The sequence below is a fragment of the Flagellimonas yonaguniensis genome (assembly GCF_029193885.1).
Lineage (GTDB): Bacteria > Bacteroidota > Bacteroidia > Flavobacteriales > Flavobacteriaceae > Flagellimonas > Flagellimonas yonaguniensis.
The window spans coordinates 717,061-734,542 of record NZ_JARFVB010000001.1; the positions used below are offsets into that span (position 1 = coordinate 717,061).

General features: G+C 42.0%; 14 protein-coding genes and 1 pseudogene. 6 read left to right on the plus strand and 9 right to left on the minus strand.

The window, feature by feature from the left end; translation table 11 throughout:
• Positions 1–75: 75 nt before the first annotated feature.
• Positions 76–1,371, plus strand: coding sequence for a tyrosine--tRNA ligase (tyrS, locus tag PY092_RS03260; RefSeq protein ID WP_275614420.1), 1,296 nt, complete (start codon positions 76–78; stop codon positions 1,369–1,371).
• A gap of 1 nt (position 1,372) precedes the next feature.
• Here the strand turns inward: tyrS and PY092_RS03265 are convergent, their stop codons facing one another.
• From PY092_RS03265 to PY092_RS03295, 7 genes are all read right to left on the minus strand, one after another.
• The gene (locus tag PY092_RS03265) at positions 1,373–2,359 is read right to left on the minus strand and encodes a LuxE/PaaK family acyltransferase (protein WP_275614421.1); all 987 of its coding nucleotides are present in this window, start codon (positions 2,357–2,359) and stop codon (positions 1,373–1,375) included.
• Positions 2,360–2,431: 72 nt separating this feature from the next.
• Positions 2,432–2,755, minus strand: a complete 324-nt coding sequence (locus tag PY092_RS03270; protein ID WP_275614422.1) for a T9SS type A sorting domain-containing protein — start codon at positions 2,753–2,755, stop codon at positions 2,432–2,434.
• 147 nt (positions 2,756–2,902) lie between these two features.
• Positions 2,903–3,214, minus strand: a complete 312-nt coding sequence (locus PY092_RS03275) for a T9SS type A sorting domain-containing protein (RefSeq protein WP_275614423.1) — start codon at positions 3,212–3,214, stop codon at positions 2,903–2,905.
• 177 nt (positions 3,215–3,391) lie between these two features.
• On the minus strand, positions 3,392–3,910 hold the full coding sequence (locus PY092_RS03280) for a hypothetical protein (RefSeq protein ID WP_275614424.1): 519 nt from the start codon (positions 3,908–3,910) through the stop codon (positions 3,392–3,394).
• 48 nt (positions 3,911–3,958) lie between these two features.
• On the minus strand, positions 3,959–4,870 hold the full coding sequence (locus PY092_RS03285) for a CARDB domain-containing protein (protein ID WP_275614425.1): 912 nt from the start codon (positions 4,868–4,870) through the stop codon (positions 3,959–3,961).
• Between the two features lie 132 nt (positions 4,871–5,002).
• Complete coding sequence (locus tag PY092_RS03290; protein ID WP_275614426.1) at positions 5,003–7,975, minus strand: beta strand repeat-containing protein; 2,973 nt, start codon at positions 7,973–7,975, stop codon at positions 5,003–5,005.
• A 47-nt stretch (positions 7,976–8,022) separates the two neighbouring features.
• Entirely contained in the window at positions 8,023–10,926 is a 2,904-nt protein-coding gene (locus PY092_RS03295; RefSeq protein WP_275614427.1) for a TonB-dependent receptor, read from the minus strand.
• Positions 10,927–11,104: 178 nt separating this feature from the next.
• Between PY092_RS03295 and PY092_RS03300 the strand changes: the two genes are divergently transcribed.
• Both PY092_RS03300 and PY092_RS03305 read left to right on the plus strand, forming a co-directional pair.
• Positions 11,105–11,791 (plus strand): response regulator transcription factor, encoded by a 687-nt coding sequence (locus PY092_RS03300; RefSeq protein ID WP_275614428.1) that lies wholly within the window; start codon positions 11,105–11,107, stop codon positions 11,789–11,791.
• On the plus strand, positions 11,791–12,894 hold the full coding sequence (locus tag PY092_RS03305) for a sensor histidine kinase (protein WP_275614429.1): 1,104 nt from the start codon (positions 11,791–11,793) through the stop codon (positions 12,892–12,894). Before PY092_RS03300 ends, PY092_RS03305 begins: the two co-directional genes overlap by 1 nt.
• Before the next feature lie 38 nt (positions 12,895–12,932).
• Here the strand turns inward: PY092_RS03305 and PY092_RS19655 are convergent.
• Positions 12,933–13,910: pseudogene (locus PY092_RS19655) on the minus strand (glycosyltransferase); the annotation flags it as partial.
• Between the two features lie 84 nt (positions 13,911–13,994).
• On the opposite strand from PY092_RS19655, the gene trmB reads away from it, so the two are divergent.
• From trmB to PY092_RS03325, 3 genes are read left to right on the plus strand one after another with little or no spacing between them, the layout of a single operon-like run.
• Positions 13,995–14,663 (plus strand): tRNA (guanosine(46)-N7)-methyltransferase TrmB, encoded by a 669-nt coding sequence (gene trmB / locus PY092_RS03315; protein WP_275614430.1) that lies wholly within the window; start codon positions 13,995–13,997, stop codon positions 14,661–14,663.
• Between the two features lie 3 nt (positions 14,664–14,666).
• A complete protein-coding gene (locus tag PY092_RS03320) occupies positions 14,667–15,296 on the plus strand; it encodes a LysE family transporter (RefSeq protein ID WP_275614431.1) in 630 nt (209 codons plus the stop codon).
• A gap of 1 nt (position 15,297) precedes the next feature.
• On the plus strand, positions 15,298–15,618 hold the full coding sequence (locus PY092_RS03325) for an MGMT family protein (protein ID WP_275614432.1): 321 nt from the start codon (positions 15,298–15,300) through the stop codon (positions 15,616–15,618).
• Here the strand turns inward: PY092_RS03325 and PY092_RS03330 are convergent, their stop codons facing one another.
• Positions 15,619–17,181: an amidase gene (locus tag PY092_RS03330; RefSeq protein WP_275614433.1), complete on the minus strand. Its 1,563-nt coding sequence runs from the start codon at positions 17,179–17,181 to the stop codon at positions 15,619–15,621.
• Between the last annotated feature and the right edge of the window lie 301 nt (positions 17,182–17,482).

Consider the following 17,482-nt stretch of genomic DNA (forward strand, 5'->3'; position numbering starts at 1 on the left):
TACCTATTTGTGGTGGAAAAATTGAGCGAAATGCCAACTTCATTTTATATTTGCAGCTATTCCAAAAAACTGATCATGACGAAGAATTTTGTTCAAGAATTGCAATGGAGGGGAATGGTACACGATGTGATGCCAGGAGCCGAGGAACACCTTATGGAAGAAATGCGCGCCGCTTATGTTGGGATAGACCCTACGGCGGATTCTCTTCATATTGGCCATTTGGTAGGTGTTATGATGCTCAAACATTTTCAGTTGGCCGGCCACAAGCCCTATGCTTTGGTCGGAGGCGCAACGGGGATGATCGGAGACCCATCGGGCAAATCCGCGGAGCGAAATTTGTTGGATGAAAAAACACTTCGACACAATGAGGATGCCCTAAAAGAGCAATTGAGTCGTTTTTTGGATTTTGAAAGTGGGGAGGACAATGCTGCGGTACTTGTCAATAATTACGATTGGATGAAGAACTTTTCGTTCTTGGAGTTCATCCGTGATGTTGGCAAGCACATTACCGTCAACTACATGATGGCGAAGGATTCCGTGAAAAAACGTCTTTCTTCGGATGCCAAGGAAGGAATGTCCTTTACCGAGTTTACCTATCAGTTGGTCCAGGGGTATGATTTTCTGTACCTCTACCAAAACCATGATTGTACGTTGCAAATGGGCGGTAGCGACCAGTGGGGAAACATTACAACGGGCACGGAACTTATCCGAAGAATCGGCGGGGGGAAAGGCTTTGCCCTTACTTGTCCATTGATTACCAAAGCGGATGGTACCAAATTCGGAAAAACCGAAGGTGGGAACGTTTGGTTGGATGCTGAAAGAACGTCTCCCTATAAGTTTTACCAATATTGGTTGAACACTTCCGATGAAGATGCCGAGAAATACATCAAAATCTTCACGTTTTTGACTCAGCAGGAGATTGAGGGTCTGGTAGCTGAACATAAAGAAGCACCTCACATGAGGGCATTGCAAAAGAGATTGGCGGAAGAAGTTACCGTGATGGTACATTCCCAAGAAGATTTGGACAATGCCATCAAAGCGAGTAACATCCTTTTTGGGAAATCCACTTCGGATGATTTAAAACAACTTGATGAAAAGACATTTTTGGATGTTTTTGACGGGGTTCCCCAAGCAACGGTGGGCAAAGAAGAACTTGAGCCCGGTTTGGATATGATCGGGGCATTGGCGGCCAAAACGGAGTTTTTAGGTTCCAATGGGGAAGCCAGAAGGGAATTGAAGCAAAACTCCATTTCCGTGAACAAGGGAAAAGTGAAAGAGGATTACTTGATAACTGCTTCAGACTTGATCAATGATAAATTTGTGCTGCTTCAACGAGGCAAAAAGAACTATTTTGTACTCGTAGTGGAGTAGTTTACAGCACCATCAAATTACAGCCTCTGATATCGGAGTCATCAAAACGGCCCAACACCTCAAAAGTTCCGTTTGGATGGGTTTTCCCTAAATCTTGTGTGGCTATGAATGAGCAGGAATACAGGTTGGCCAAATCGATAACATTGATGCCGCCCGTTTTTCCGTTAGGCTGTATGGTCAAAGGGTCCTCGGTGTCACGTGTGATGATTTTCATCCAAGGTGGGGTTTGGAATGTACCGTTGCCTTTGGAATATCCTTGTGACAAAAGTTCCGTCATCCCATATTCTGAATAAATTTTATGAACACCCAGCCCTTTTTTCAAAATCATGTGCAGTTCTTCACGGATAAGCTCTTTACGCCGTCCTTTCATGCCGCCAGTTTCCATTACAATGGTATTTTTTAAGGATAAAGGAAATTGCTCGGCCAAGTCCAAAAGTGCAAAGGAAACCCCGATGAGCAAGGTTTTGGTACCTTTTTGTTCCAATTCCTGCAGTTTTTGATGGAGTTCTTCAAGATTGTGAAGATAAAACCCACTATTGGGGTGTTGGGATTTTTCAATAAGGCTGTTGACCATGTAAATCAATGATGAACCCTCTCTCTCTAAATATGATGGCAATAGTGCCAGCACACAGAATTCTTCAGGTTTACCATAGAATAGTCCAAATGCCTTAAGGAAACTTTCTTCATACAGTTTAATATCGGGGACCAAATGTTTGCTTGTGGTGCTTTGGGTGGTTCCACTACTGGTAAAAATGGTTTGCGGCTCCTGTTGACTCGAAACCACTTGGTGTGTTTTAAAAAATGATATGGGCAAAAAGGGGATTTCCAGATGGTGGGAAACATTTTTAGGGGATTTTTTCAAGTGGCCGCAAAAACCCTTGTAAACCTTGTTGTTTTCATACTGAAACCTAAAAACATCCAGTGCCACTGTGTCAAATTCACCAGCATTGGCGATGTTGAAAATCCGATGGGTATCAATCTGCTTCATTTGGTTCCAAAAGTACCCAAAAATAAAAAAGCCCTTCGTGAAAAGGGCCTTTAAAATGTGGGGTTATTTATTTTACTTGACGACGAGTTTTCGCGTCATTGTTTTTTTGCGTTCAGTCACTTGGAGCACATAAACGCCTGGAACCAATCTGGAAATGTCCAGTGTATTGGTGGTGATTCTTTTTGTGAGAACGGCTTCTCCAAACACATCATATACCTTAATGTCTTTGGTTCCGTTGGTCTCTGTGGTAATATATACTTCACTCCCATAAACAGGATTGGGGTACATTTTAAAACCCTTGAGCTGTTGTGCCGGTTCATTGTTAATTGTCACTAGGTCTTGACCGAAAGAAAGTAATGGTATAGCCATAAGTAAAACAAAGTAGATTTTCTTCATATAAGCTGATTTGGGGTATATGTGCAATATAAAAGTAGATAAACAGGGAAAAGTTGACCATTTTATGTTGTGAAAACACTAAAACGGGTTGTAAAGCGTTGAATGCTGTGGTTTAGATGTATGAAAAGCAAGGAAAAATGGAGTGAACTACTTCACAATGAGCTTTCTAGTGGCAACCTTGTTTTTTTCAAAAACCCTTAGAATGTAGACCCCTTTAGTGAGTTCGGAAAGGTTGAGTTCCTTTCCAATAATGGTGGTTTGGAGCACTTGTGTGCCCAACACATCAAAAACAAGGATTTTCTTGGGGGAGTTTTCCGCAGTCTCAATGTAGACCTTACCTTGAGTAACAGGGTTGGGATAGAGCTTAAACCCGTCAATATCCGCACTGGAACTGGCGTTTTCCTGAGAAAACCCAAGTGAACAGACAAATAAAAAAATGACGAGGTAAAAGTGCTTCATACGTTAATGGATACAAACGGTATGCCACAAATATATAAAAATAGTGATGCGATTGTTGAACCATTTGACGATTAGGGGGTTACTTTTCGATGAAATGCAACCTATTACAAGAAACCATAAAATAAAAATGGCGGATATGCTTACCCGCCATTTTAATATTCAAACGCTCGGTTTTTATTATTTTAAATCTAAATAGTCTATCATTTGGTTATAATCCCTTACATCTAGCTCATTACGTGTTAACCCAGATATTTTGGAAGGTCTTACCGCAATGATATTGAGTTCCTTGAATTTCAAATTATTTCCGTAGGGCATAGAGCTATCAAATTTTTCAGCATGGAGAACAAGGGTCAAACCATTGCTTCTGGAATAATAAGTCTTTAGATTTTTTCCAATCTGCACATTTGGAACAGGAAGCCAAGTTTTAGATTCCGCTTCAGCGGATTTATAGAACGGGAATAGTAATAATGGCTCAGTATTGGATAAACCATAGTCATTTTCTGGAATAACCAACTCCAAGCTTAAACTATCTCTAAGGGTATTTTCGCCAAGAGCGATTAGGGCTGCGTCAGCCTTTACCATGCTTTGTTGTGTTTCTGGGTTCCCATTAAAGGAACTCTCATCGTTTGAGCATGATATAAACAATATGATTAAGCTAATTGAGAATATATTTGATATGAAGGATTTTGTTTTCATGTTATGGGTTTTGTTTTCTTATGACAGAGTTATATTTGTTGAGTCTTTTTAGTTGATTGCAAAACGTAGAGCGAATACATTATTATTTTCATTGGATTCGTCGTTGTCATCATCATCGTCAACTCGAATCAGCAACCAAAAATTACCACTGACACTGTTAAAATCGTATGTAAAAAGTGTGACAGAGGAATAATCTCCACTGTTTGTACCGAGTGACCCAATGTTGGATGTTTTTATTCGCGTATCTGAATTACTTTCAAAAGTGTTATTTGCAGAAATATAATACCCAACTGTAGTGGAAGTAGATGAGGCATTGCCAAGGTTTTGGACTAATACATCAATATTTGCCATTCCACTGGGATTATTTAAGTAGTGTCTGTCTGTTCCAACTTGGCTAAAATAATTATCACAGCCAAAGCAATCGCTATTAATTACGGAGCCATTTAAATTGATGGACAGATCTGGTTCTCCTGGACATCCATCATTGGAAGCTGGACCAGATTCATTGGGGCAATCGTCCTCGCTGTCAGGTATACCGTCACCATCTGAATCGGGATTGGGGTAGGTGTACGTGTAAGTTTCTGTAAGACCTGCATACTCTACTTTTAACGTGAACACTTGACCAGCGCTGGTTGAAAATGATTGGGTTGAATAGCTATACCAAGATTTGAGCACATAGTTGCTGTAATTTATGTTCTCATCACCTTCACGATTCCATCTAATTAGAGTGATTTTATTGGTGGATAAGGTATTGTTTCCTTTGTAAACGGTCAATTTAATTTCATTATATCCATAAGTGGAATAGGTATAATCTCCCCTTATTTCAAATTCGAAATCAAATCTGGTATTTGATGGAAAGGTTTGATTAATAGATTCGTTGATTTTAAAATCTTTTACATCTATTGTTTGTGAAAAGGAGAATGTTACTGCAAAGAGTAATAACAAAGTAATTTTTTTCATAATGGTAGTGTTTTATTTTGATTTAAAAATATAAGAAAAAGACTACTATATGATTACCTGATTATTAATGAATAGTAAACAAAAAGCCCCCGTTGATACGGGGGCTCTTAATATTATGAAACCTAATCTTGATTAGTTAGCCCAATCAAAAATTGTTACGTCTACAGTGGCAGCTGCATCGTAAACCAAAGCAGGATCGGCATCTGCCCCTTCAATTTGAACATTGGCCAAAGGTCCACTGTCACTCATCAATACGGAAGTATCGTAACCAGACAAAGAAAGCCCCGTGATAGTTGCACCGGATTCCTTTTTGAACTGAAGAGCAACCAAATCAGTTGATCCAGGAGTTGGGTCTGGATCTGCTACTGTGGATACAGCAGTTAAGTTAACCAAGCTTGGGTTTTCGTTGGCACCGTCGGCCTCGACTACAGTGGAGAAGCCAGCAGTGTGCAATACGTATGCGTTGGTCAAGGTACCGTTCCATCCTTCTGTCCAGTCGATGGCATCGTCCTCGTTGTTTTCCAAGTAGAAGTTGGAAGCGGAAACCGTTCCACCGAAGAACTCCACACCGTCATCCGTACCATTCTTGATGGCTACGTTATCAATATAAGTTTCAGAACCTACAGCATAAAGTGTAAGCCCGTTGTATTGGGACTCAGAATCGATTTGAGCACCAGCATAGTTGATGATCAAGTATTCGATGCTACCAGAATCATCGTCATCTTCGGTACCACCGTAGATAATGCCTCCAACTTCTGCAGTGGCGTCCACACCTTCTGTAGTGGTGGCGTTACCAGCAATTACCAATCCACCCCAGTCACCAGGAGTTTCATTGGAAGAAGTCATTACAACTGGATTGACAGCTGTACCTTGCACATTGATTGTACCACCTTTCTGAACTACGATGTAAGTTTCCGTTTCGTCACCTTCCTCAACATCAGCAATAATGGTTGTGCCAGCAGGGATGTTCAAGGTAGCTCCGTCTTCAATACTGAAAGACTTATTCAAGTAATAAGTAATATCAGCATCCAATGTAAGCGTTGAAGACATAGAACCTGTCAAAGTAGCCGATTGTGCTTCAGCGTTTCCAGTTGCCCAAGCAAAATCATCGATGTTTACTGAAGCAACAGCTTCATAAGTCAAATTAGGATCAGCATCTGCACCTTCGATTTGAACATTGGCCAAAGGACCAGCATCGCTCATCAAAACAGAAGTATCATATCCTTGCAAAGAAAGACCTGTGATGGTCGCACCAGATTCTTTTTTGAACTGAAGAGCAGTACCTCCTACTGTGGAAACAGCAGTCAAGTTAACCAAGCTTGGGTTTTCGTTGGCACCGTCTGCCTCAACAACAGTGGAGAAGCCAGCAGTGTGCAAAACGTATGCGTTGGTCAAGGTGCCGTTCCATCCTTCTGTCCAGTCGATGGCATCGTCCTCGTTGTTTTCCAAGTAGAAGTTGGAAGCGGAAACCGTTCCACCAAAGAACTCCACACCGTCGTCAGTACCGTTCAAGATAGCCACATTGCTAATGGATGTTCCAGAACCAACGGCATAAAGCGTAAGACCATTGTACTGGGATTCGGAGTCGATTTGAGCACCGGCAAAGTTAAGAATCAAGTACTCGATGCTACCAGAATCGTCAGCATCGTTGGTACCACCGTAGATAATTCCACCCACTTCAGCAGTTGCATCCACACCTTCGGTAGTGGTTGCGTCTCCAGCGATAACCAATCCACCCCAGTCACCTGGCTCTTCATTGGAAGAAGTCATCACAACAGGGTCGGCGGCAGTACCTTGAATATCGATCATAGCTCCTTTTTGGATGACTATGTAAGTTTCTGTTTCATCACCTTCCTCAACATCGGCAACAATTCTTGTTCCGGCAGGGATGGTCAATGTAGCACCTTCCTCAACGCTGAAAGTTCCTTCCAAGAAATAATCCACAGCAGGATCAAGGGTCAAATCTGATGTAAGAGAACCTGTTAGCTTGCTCTCCTCGATTACGATGGCAGAGTTTACCCATCCGAACATTTCTACGTCCACTGTTGCTTCTCCAACATAAGAAAGATTGGGATCAGCATCTTCACCTTCGATTTGAACATTGGCCAAAGGACCAGCATCGCTCATCAAAACAGAAGTCTCATATCCGTTCAAGGAAAGACCTGTGATGGTCGCACCAGATTCTTTTTTGAACTGAAGAGCAACCCCATCCACTGAGGAAACAGCGGTCAAGTTAACCAAACTTGGGTTGTTGTTGGCACCATCGGCCTCAACCACAGTTGAGAAACCAGCAGTGTGAACTACGTAAGAGTTGGTCAAAGTACCACTCCATCCTTCTGTCCAGTCGATGGCATCGTCTTCGTTGTTTTCCAAGTAGAAGTTAGAAGCGGAAACAGTTCCACCAAAGAACTCCACACCGTCATCAGTACCGTTCAAGATGGCAACATTGCTAATGGATGTTCCAGAACCAACGGCGTAAAGTGTAAGACCATTGTATTGGGATTCAGAATCGATTTGAGCACCTGCATAGTTGATGATCAAGTAATCAATGCTACCGGAGTTGTCGGCATCGTCAGTTCCACCATAAATGATACCACCAACCTCTGCAGTTGCATCCACACCTTCGGTAGTGGTTGCGTTACCAGCAAGGATTAAACCACCCCAATCACCGGGCTCCTCATTGGCAGAAGTCAAGATTACAGGGTTACCTTCTGTACCTTGGATATCTATCATACCACCTTTTTGCACTACAATATAAGTTTCTGTCTCATCACCGGATTCGACTTCTGCGGTAATCGTAGTCCCAGCGGGAATGGTCAAAGTTGCGCCGGATTCAATGCTCAAGGAACCTTCAAGGATATAAGTTTCAGAAGCATCCAATTCAGTGTCTTCAGTAATAGAACCGGTCAATGTGGTAGCGGTAGGCTCACAAGCGTCACAGGAACCTCCACAGTCAACACCAGTTTCATCACCGTTTTGGATGCCATCGCTACAAGTAGCTTCTTCTGGTGGGGTAGGGTCATTATCGTCACCACTACAGCTGGTGAAAACCAGTGCCAATGTGGCTAGTGATAACATTGAAATTTTCAAAATTTTCGTTTTCATAAAGAAAGTGATTTAGATTAATTATTAGACTATTGTATTGATTAGCATTAAAAAGTGTATTTAAGACCTAGGCTAAATGTTCTGCCTAGTGTATAGGATCGGACTACATCAGTAATGGTCTCCCTTTGTGGGGCGTCTGGCCCTAGGCGCACATCCCTGTCATCAGAGAAGGCCTCCAGTTCAGCTCTACTTTCTGAAGTCAAATATTCAATGGTCTGCTCGATTTTAGGATTGAGCAAGTTTTGACCGGAAAGTGAAACTTGGAAGTTTTGCCCAAATTGCTTGCTGATTTTTGAGTTCAATACCACAAACCCTTTTTCCAGGATGGCATCATTGTAACGGGTGTCCCAGTCTTCTTGTGCACGGGCAAAACCCATCGCGAAAATCTTGTCCGAAGCAAAGCTTGCTGAAACGTTAGCTACCCAATCATTGGAAGTTTCTAGGTTTAAACTACTGTTCATAATCCAATCAGAAGCACCTTGTAAAGGAGCATTTTTATTCGTTCCATAACGGAAGGTCTCAATAATGGCCCCTTCGTCTGTAGTTCTTTCGATCAAATCCTGTTCGTGCCACATTCTACTCGCATTCAACACCAAGCTTAATGTAGGTCCCATTGGATTACCATCTTCATTGTTCATTTGAGGTGTAATGATGTCTACTTTTGATTCAAGCTCAATTCCATAAATAGTAGCTTTATCCCCTGTGTTTCTAAAAGTGAACAAAGCACCATCGGAACCACGTGCACGTACTTTGTTGATAGGGTCCTCGATGTTTTTATAGAACAAGGATGCGGAAATCAACTGGCCTCTTGTAGGGAAGAATTCCCATTTAAGGTCGAAATTGTTGGAAAATGATGCCTCAAGAGCAAATTCGCCAACAGTACCAAATACTTGCTGTCCTGTTGGAGAGATATAGCGGAAAGGTGCAATTTCCTTAAATTCGGGAAGCGTGATACTACGGCTAGCAGCAAAGCGCAAAGCATGTTCATCATTTAAGGAATACTTGACGTTCAAACTTGGATATACATTGGAATAATCACGGGAAATAGTTCCAACATCACCACCAGGGGCATTGGTCACATCATAGTTAACAACGATTTCATCTTGCTGAAACCTAAGTCCGGCATTGAAATTCCATTTTCCAAAACCAACGTTGAAAAGAGCAAATCCTGCCATGGATTCGTACTCACCTGTATATTCATCCTTTACTTCCCCATCTTCATTGTTTTGGAAAGAAAGGATTTCCAAAATATTATTGTTGAAATTGGCATCGGTAAAAATTTGATCCAATTCATCCAAAGATGTAGAGCTAGGTCTATTATCGTCTACATTGGAAACACCATAGAAACTAGATTCAAAATCCCTGGTCTTTTTCCTGTAGTTAACTCCAAGGTCGATGTAAAACCTTTTGTTTTCTTCATCGATGATTTTAAGTCTGTCCTTGATAAGGCCATTGTATTCCTCATCATCAATGATTTGTGAAAGCTTTCTGGATTCGAAAGCACTGTTCTCATAAAGGAAAGCCTCAACAGGGTCAGTTGTAAAGTTGATAATATTACGAATCCTGTTGGGCTCATCGGCATTAAGTCTGTTGTAGCTCACTGCCCAGTCCAGTACATTTTTCTCGCCAAATTTATGGTTACCAATCAACTGGGTAACGAACAAACGGGTCTGCTTGGTATTCTGATCTCTCAAAAAGTCAGAGAAGTTTCCCAATGTTTCTTCCTGAATATTACCAAATCCATTTCTACCCGCTTCGGACACCACATCTTTTAATGTGTTTACAAAAAGGGTCACGGATTTAACAATGTTTTTGTCATCTTGGTAGGTAAGGTCCAACATGGCATTGTTGATGTGCTCCGTTTCCCATTGTTGAAAGTCTGTAATGGAATCCGTAACAGTAACTTGGTCATAAACCAAAAACTCGCCAGGACTATAATATTTATGGGATTTTGAGTTTGACAATGTACCAAACACCTTGAACTTGTTGTCGAAAAAGGATTTTCCACCACTAATATTGACACCCATGTTCATTGGGGTATCCACTGTGCTGGCATCCCAAGATTGATTGGTTATCTGGCTTAAAATGTCAATATCAGTATCATAAAAACCCAATGAAGTGTCCTCGTAGTTGGCTGATACTTTGTATCCTTCACCATCAGAACCGTCGCCAACGGCATTCGTGTTGGCTCCAATGGAAACACCAACTTCCAATTCCCCAGTGCCAGAAAGTTCTCGGGAGGCAATATTTATATTACCTGAAGCTTGGTCTGCAGAAGTGGCAGCAGAGTAGGTTTTACTAATGCTCACATTTTGAATTACCCTGGTTGGAAACAAGCCAAGGTCTATGTTCTTTTTCTCAATGTCATCAGATGGGATAGGAAGGCCGTTAAAAGTAGTGGTCAAATATCTGTCACCAAGACCACGAACAAAAACATCTCCAGAAGCTTCACTTTCCGTAACGCCGGAAATTTTTGTGGCCGCTGATTTAACGTCGGAGATACCCAGGTTCCCCAATTCTACTGCTCCGATACTTTCCTTGATTTCTATTGCTCGTTTTTGGTCGAGAAGAAGTGCGGTTTCCGAATCTTTTCTGGCAACGGTCGTTACCACAACTTCATCCAGTGCCATCCCTTGCCCTGCGCTCATAGGAACATCCACGCTGGTTACTTTTCCAGCTTCAACTACTATATTCGGTATCTCCACGGTCTCATACCCCAAATAGCTGTAAACTATTGTGTAGGTGCCCGGTGCAACCCCGGAAATCTCATAAAGACCATCAAAATCGGAAGTTGTTCCTATTGTTGTGCCTTTAATGACCACATTGGCAAATGCAAGCGGTTCATTATTGTATTCTTGGTCGGTAAGTTTACCGACGATGCTACCCGTGGACTGTTGGGCGCTGACCAGTGATGTTGCCGCCAAGGCAAAAATCATTAAAAAATATTTCATTATCAGGTATATATTTGGCGCAAAGAACGCCACAGGTTGTAAAAGCCGTGTTAGTTGTATGTTAAGAGTTTATTTCAGTTCTGTTACAATAATGTTACTAGATTAAATGAATGTTAAGCGTTAATCCCGTAAGTGTATTATCTTTACATTTGGGCGATTAACACAGAAATACCATCCCATGAAAAACAAGGACATTAAGATTCTATTGGTAGACGATGAACCTGATATTCTGGAAATTATAAGCTACAACCTCTCTTCCGAAGGCTACGAAGTATTCACGGCAAAAAATGGAGCGGAAGGTGTGGCCAAAGCCAAAAAGAAGAGCCCACATCTTATCATTATGGATGTGATGATGCCAGAAATGGATGGTATCGAAGCATGTGAAATGATTAGAAATACCCCTGGATTGGACAATACTATAATTGCCTTTTTGACAGCTCGAGGTGAAGATTATTCACAAGTGGCAGGATTCGATGCCGGAGCTGACGATTACATTACTAAACCCATTAAGCCAAAAGTTCTGGTCAGTAAAGTGAAAGCTTTGCTGAGAAGGTTGAAGGACGATAAAAAAGAAGTGGAGGATATTGTCAAGGTCGGGGACATCGTCATTAACCGTGAGGAGTATAAAATCGTGAACGATGGCGAGGAGATGGTATTGCCCAGAAAGGAATTTGAACTATTGTCCCTATTGACTTCCAAGCCCAACAAGGTTTTCAAGCGGGAAGTGATTCTGGACAAAGTTTGGGGTAACGAAGTGGTTGTTGGTGGTAGAACCATTGATGTCCACATTAGAAAATTACGTGAAAAAATCGGAGACCACCACTTTAAAACCGTTAAGGGCGTGGGGTATAAGTTTGTGCTTTAATGGCCATTAAACTAAAGAAATCATACAAATTTGCACTACGGTCTTCTTTGGTTATTACCATTTTGATCACGGCGGTATTTGTAGGGTTTCACATGGATGTGGACCATATGGATTGGCCACATACCCTGCTTTTTGCCCTGATATGTTTTACCATTTGCTTCGCCATTATCCAGATTCGGGTGGAGCGCTTCATATATAGGCGAATCAAAAGGATTTATGATGATGTCTCCCTCTTGGAGTCTTCATCTTTTTCCTCCAAGCCCGTGACCACGGATATGAGAACTTTGGTGGAGGAAATTGAAAAATTTGCCGAAGGGAAGAAGATAGAGATCGATACCCTGAAAATACGGGAAGAATATCGAAAGGATTTCTTGGGAAACGTATCACACGAATTAAAAACACCGCTCTTTACAGTGCAAGGTTACATCCTTACCCTACTGGATGGTGCCATGAAGGACAAAAAACTTCGAAAAAAATATCTGCAACGTGCCAATAAAGGGGTGGAGCGCCTTATTTATATTGTAAAGGACCTTGACTTGATCACCAAACTTGAAGCCGGCGAATTAAAGTTGGAACGGGAGGACTTTGATATCATTGAGCTCATCCAAAACACCTTTGAGCTTTTGGAGATGAAGGCTGCTAAAAAGGAAATCTCCCTCACTTTTGATATGGAGTATCCCAATCCAGTTTATGTCAATGGTGATAAGGAGAAAATACAGCAAGTCATAAGTAACCTATTGGTTAACTCCATTAAATACGGTTTGCCAAAAGGAACCACCGAGGTAAGTGTGGAAAATCTTATCAAGAACAAAGTGATTGTCCGGGTTACGGATAATGGCGGAGGAATTCAAAAACAGCACATTCCACGTCTTTTTGAACGTTTTTATCGTGTGGACCAAAGTGGAAGCCGGAACGAAGGAGGCTCAGGCCTTGGACTATCCATTGTGAAACATATCGTAGAGGCCCACGGCGAAAAAATCTATGTGGAAAGTGAGGTCGATGTAGGTTCCGAGTTTTCCTTTACATTGGAAAAAGCTTCCACACCACCGGTTTCGGAGAAAACTTCGAACAAGGAGACAAAATCCACCCTGGATTCAAATTGAGTTAATCCATCAAAGTCCTTTATTTTGAATAAATCTTGTACTTTGAAGTCTTCCTGCGAGCTATAAGGTACTAGACCTTGTTTTTGCATCCGTTTGGCCAGATACTCCTGTTCGTATTGACCTGGTGTTGGGATGAAAAATGCTTTTTTCTCAAGTTTGGCCAGGTCCATGACAGTGGTGTATCCCGATCTACAAAGGACTTTTTCACTTTGGTTCAAGGCCTTTTCCAATTCGTTGGACTTCATAAAGTTGTAATGCAGGATTTTTCCTTTTGACGTCTGGATTTCTTCCTGGACCTGTTCATCCTCGATTTTGCCCTTCACAAAAAGAATGTTTCCTTCAAACTCCTGTAATTCCTCCAATAACTTTTCCTCCAGCATGGTCCGTTGTGGTTCAGGACCGGAGAGCAAAACCATCAAATCATTGATAATTGGCGTTTCTTTTTTTTCAAATCGGCTCAAAGGGCCTAAATAAGCAATGTCCAATTTGGATTTTTTCAAATGTCCCAGTTTTCCCGTCAAATTCGGTTTTTCTTTCACATCGGGAACCCAACAGGCATCAAACTTTTTTATGATTTTTTGATGTGCTTTGGAGCTCATCCAAGTCGTGTTGCCCGAAAGTACGTTGAGTTGATGGGTAATGAACACGCAAGGCACCTTTTTGTAGTAGGCACCCAATCGATTGTCGGAAATGATTCCGTCCAGTCCATGCTCTTTGACCAAACGCTTCACGGCTTTCTTTTCCTTCGCAATGGCTTTGAGCACCTTGGGGGAATCCCAGATCATTTTTATTTTGAAATTCCTTCCCTTTTCGGCATAAGAAATCTTGTAAGAAGGCAATTCAAAAGCAGGTAATTCCGGAAACTCTTTTTTGAGCAAGGATAGGGCCACCCCATCTGATGCAATAAACGGTTGGTGTCCGTGCCGCAATAATTCATGAATTATGGGGATGCACCTAGTGGAATGTCCCAGCCCCCAGTTCAATGGGGCGACCAGAATACGTTTGGAAGAATTCATAACAACAAAAGAACAAAATGCGATTTGCTTTTAGATTTCCTTAGTTTTGCCAAATCATTAATTTTTTGCTCAATCAATAGTAAAGTGGGAAGTAAGAACAAGCTCAAAAGGTTCAAAGACAACGAAACATTTGCAAATGTGATCCAGCCTACACGGGAGGATGTTTTGGAAGGATTCAAGTATAAGGGCAACTGGGCCTCTTTTTTTGGAAATGATAATCCCATAGTATTGGAGCTAGGTTGTGGCAAGGGGGAGTATACTGTTGGGCTTGCACAAATTAATCCAGACAAAAACCATATCGGAATTGATATAAAGGGAGCACGGTTTTGGCGAGGTGCAAAAACAGCACTGGAGGAAAAATTGGACAACGTAGCTTTTTTGCGAACCCAGATTGAATTGGTCGATCATCTTTTTGGTAAAGGAGAGGTCAGTGAAATTTGGATCACATTTCCCGATCCACAGATAAAGTACAAACGAACCAAGCACCGAATGACGAATCCCGTATTTTTGGAGCGTTACAAAAAAATCCTCAAGCCCGGCGGGTTGATCAATCTAAAGACCGATAGTGAGTACATGCATGGCTATACCTTGGGGCTTTTACAGGGTTTGGGACATGAAATTTTATACGCCAATCACGATGTGTACAAAAATGAAGGAGCTCCTTCAGAAGTTCTCGAAATTCAGACTTTCTATGAAAATCAGTATCTTGAAAACGGAAAACCAATTACCTACATCCAATTTAGGATCAACTAACCAATGACCCACGTACTCATTCTCTTTTTCGCCACATTCTCCGCAGCCTTTATGGCTACCGTGCCACCAGGTTTGCTCAATATGAATGCAGCCAAAGTTAGTGTGGAAAAAGGGAAATTAAATGGAGTGATCTTTAGTTTGGGTGTTTCCAGCACCATTATGGTGCAGGCATACATTGCGGTATATATTTCCAAGTTTTTACATCGAAATCCAGAAGTGGTCGACGTATTGTTCAAGATTGCTGTGGCTGTCTTTGCCTTTTTTGCGATTTATTTTTTCATGATGGCCAAGCGGAATAAAAAACAAACCATCAAGGAAGTCAACTTGAGCAAGAAAAACAGTTTTTTCAAAGGGGTTTTGTTGGCCGCCCTCAATTTATTGACCATTCCCTATTACAGTGGTTTGAATGCCATGTGGAATGAGGCCGGTTGGATAAAGTTTGAAGCCAAGGACATTACCACTTTTGTAGTGGCGGCAGGGGCAGGTACCTTCTCCGTTTTGTATCTCTACACCTTTTATTTTGATAAGTTGGAAACGAAGAGCGACCGTTTTTCCAAAAACTCCAACTATATTTTGAGCGCTTTGATGTTCTTGTTACTGATTATTACCCTGATTCGAATTATGTACCGCTAAGATGGAGAAAAACTTCTTTGACAAAGTGTACGAAGTGGCCAAACAGATTCCGTATGGCAGAGTGACATCTTACGGTGCCATTGCCAAATATTTGGGGGCAGCCCGAAGTGCCCGAATGGTAGGTTGGGCCATGAACAATTCCTTGGCCAAGGAAGTCCCTGCACATCGTGTGGTCAACCGGGTGGGTGTGCTGACGGGCAAGCATCATTTTGATGGTTCCAACATCATGCAACAGCTTCTCGAAAATGAAGGTATCCCCGTCAAGGGTAACCAGATTGTTGATTTCCAGAAATATTTTTGGGACCCAGCCGTGGAACTTTGATCAATACCCTGGCGGATGCAGTTCATCAAAAGAGGTGTTGTCCTGAAATGCTTTTGCCAACAATAGAATACTTTCCTCATCGTACAAATTGCCCACAAATGTCATGCTGGTAGGGTGACTTTTATCATCCAGACCCGTAGGAACCGAAATTACCGGGTGTCCGGTCAGGTTCGTGGCCATTAATTGGCTATTGCCGAAGGTGGGGGAAATCAAAACATCGTAATCCTTCATCAAATCGTGCATTTTTTGGATGAGCAGCTGTCGCTGTCTGTTGGCCTGAATATACTCCACCGCGGGAATGAATCTACTTTGTCTTAGGGAGTTGGCCCGGGAACGTTGACTTTGTTCCACCATCATATCCACATCTCTTGAACGAACAAGTTCATCGAAAAAAGCTCCTGCTTCCGCTCTCAAGATAATATCGAAACCACGATAGGGTACATCTTTGGGCATTTCCACTGCGGTGGGTTCAATACCCATTTCCTCTAGGGATTTGAGTGCATTTCTGAGATTGTCGCCAGTTAAGGTGGTATCCTTTTCAATGTCTTTTTTCAAATAGGCTACCCTAAGGTTTTTGATGTTCTTTTTCCAGTTCACACCAAATGGAAGGTCAACGGTGGTCAGGTCATTTTTGTCTCTTCCCTGAATGGCCTCAAAAACAATGGCACAGTCCTCTGCATTTCGTCCCAACGGACCTACTTTGTCCATGGACCAGCTCAGGCTCATTACCCCATGGCGACTTACTCTACCATAAGTTGGGCGTAGACCGGTAACCCCGTTTCGTGTGCTTGGTGAAGTTATGGATCCCAAGGTTTCCGTACCCAAAGCAAATGGCACAAGGCCTGCTGATGTTGCCGAACCTGACCCTGCCGAGGAACCACTGGCTCCTTGCGTGGTGTCCCACGGATTTTTTGTTTTCCCCCCGAACCACACATCGCCTCGGGCCAGAGCCCCGGATACCAATTTGGCCACTAAAATGGCTCCCGAATCCTCAAGTTTTTTAACAACGGTTGCAGTTTCATTGATTACCTGGTCTTTGTATGGAAGAGCTCCCCAAGTGGTGGGGTATCCTGGAACCGCCATCAAATCCTTGGTGCCGTAGGGAATACCATGCAGAATGCCACGGTATTTTCCATTTTTGATGTCTTCGTCGGCTCGTTTCGCCTGTTCCAATGCCAAGCTATCGGTAATGGTGATGCTGCATTGCAATAGAGGTTGATATTTTTTGAGTCTGGCCAAGAAGAATTTCGTCAGCTCTGTGGAAGTGATTTTCTGGTTTTTAATGAGTGAGGCCAATTGAGGAATCGTGTAAAAGGCCAATAAATCGTATGGTTCCGGTATTTCTACATTGTTTGGAATGTCCCACTCAGTGCCATTCTGTTGCTCGGTCATGGTAAAGCCAAATGGAGTTGGGTCAAAACGGACGGCAGGGAAAACATTGTTTCCCAAGGGGTATTTACGTAATGAATCAAAGCCACTACGATTTCGTTTTAAATAGGGATAAAGGGTGTCAATGTCTTTATTGGCAAAATGAAGTCCAATCAATTTTTCTGACTTTTTCACATCTCGCTTTGTGAAAGAATTTTTATTGGTGGAACATGCGAGCCATGTCAACGATATAAACAATAGGACAAATTGAAGGATTCTGGTTTTTGGCAGCATATTGGTCGATGGTTTCAAATAGCAGCTTCTAAGCTACATTTTTTTCAAAAAAAGGAGTGCAAAAAAGCCCTCTGTTTTGTGTTGGTTAAAGCTGTTTATTCCATTCTCCTTAATCCAAAATGTGATTTTTCTGAAATTCAACAGTACAACTTCTTAATCTAACGCCAACACCGTATCTTTGTAGTTTAGAACCAGTTCAAAC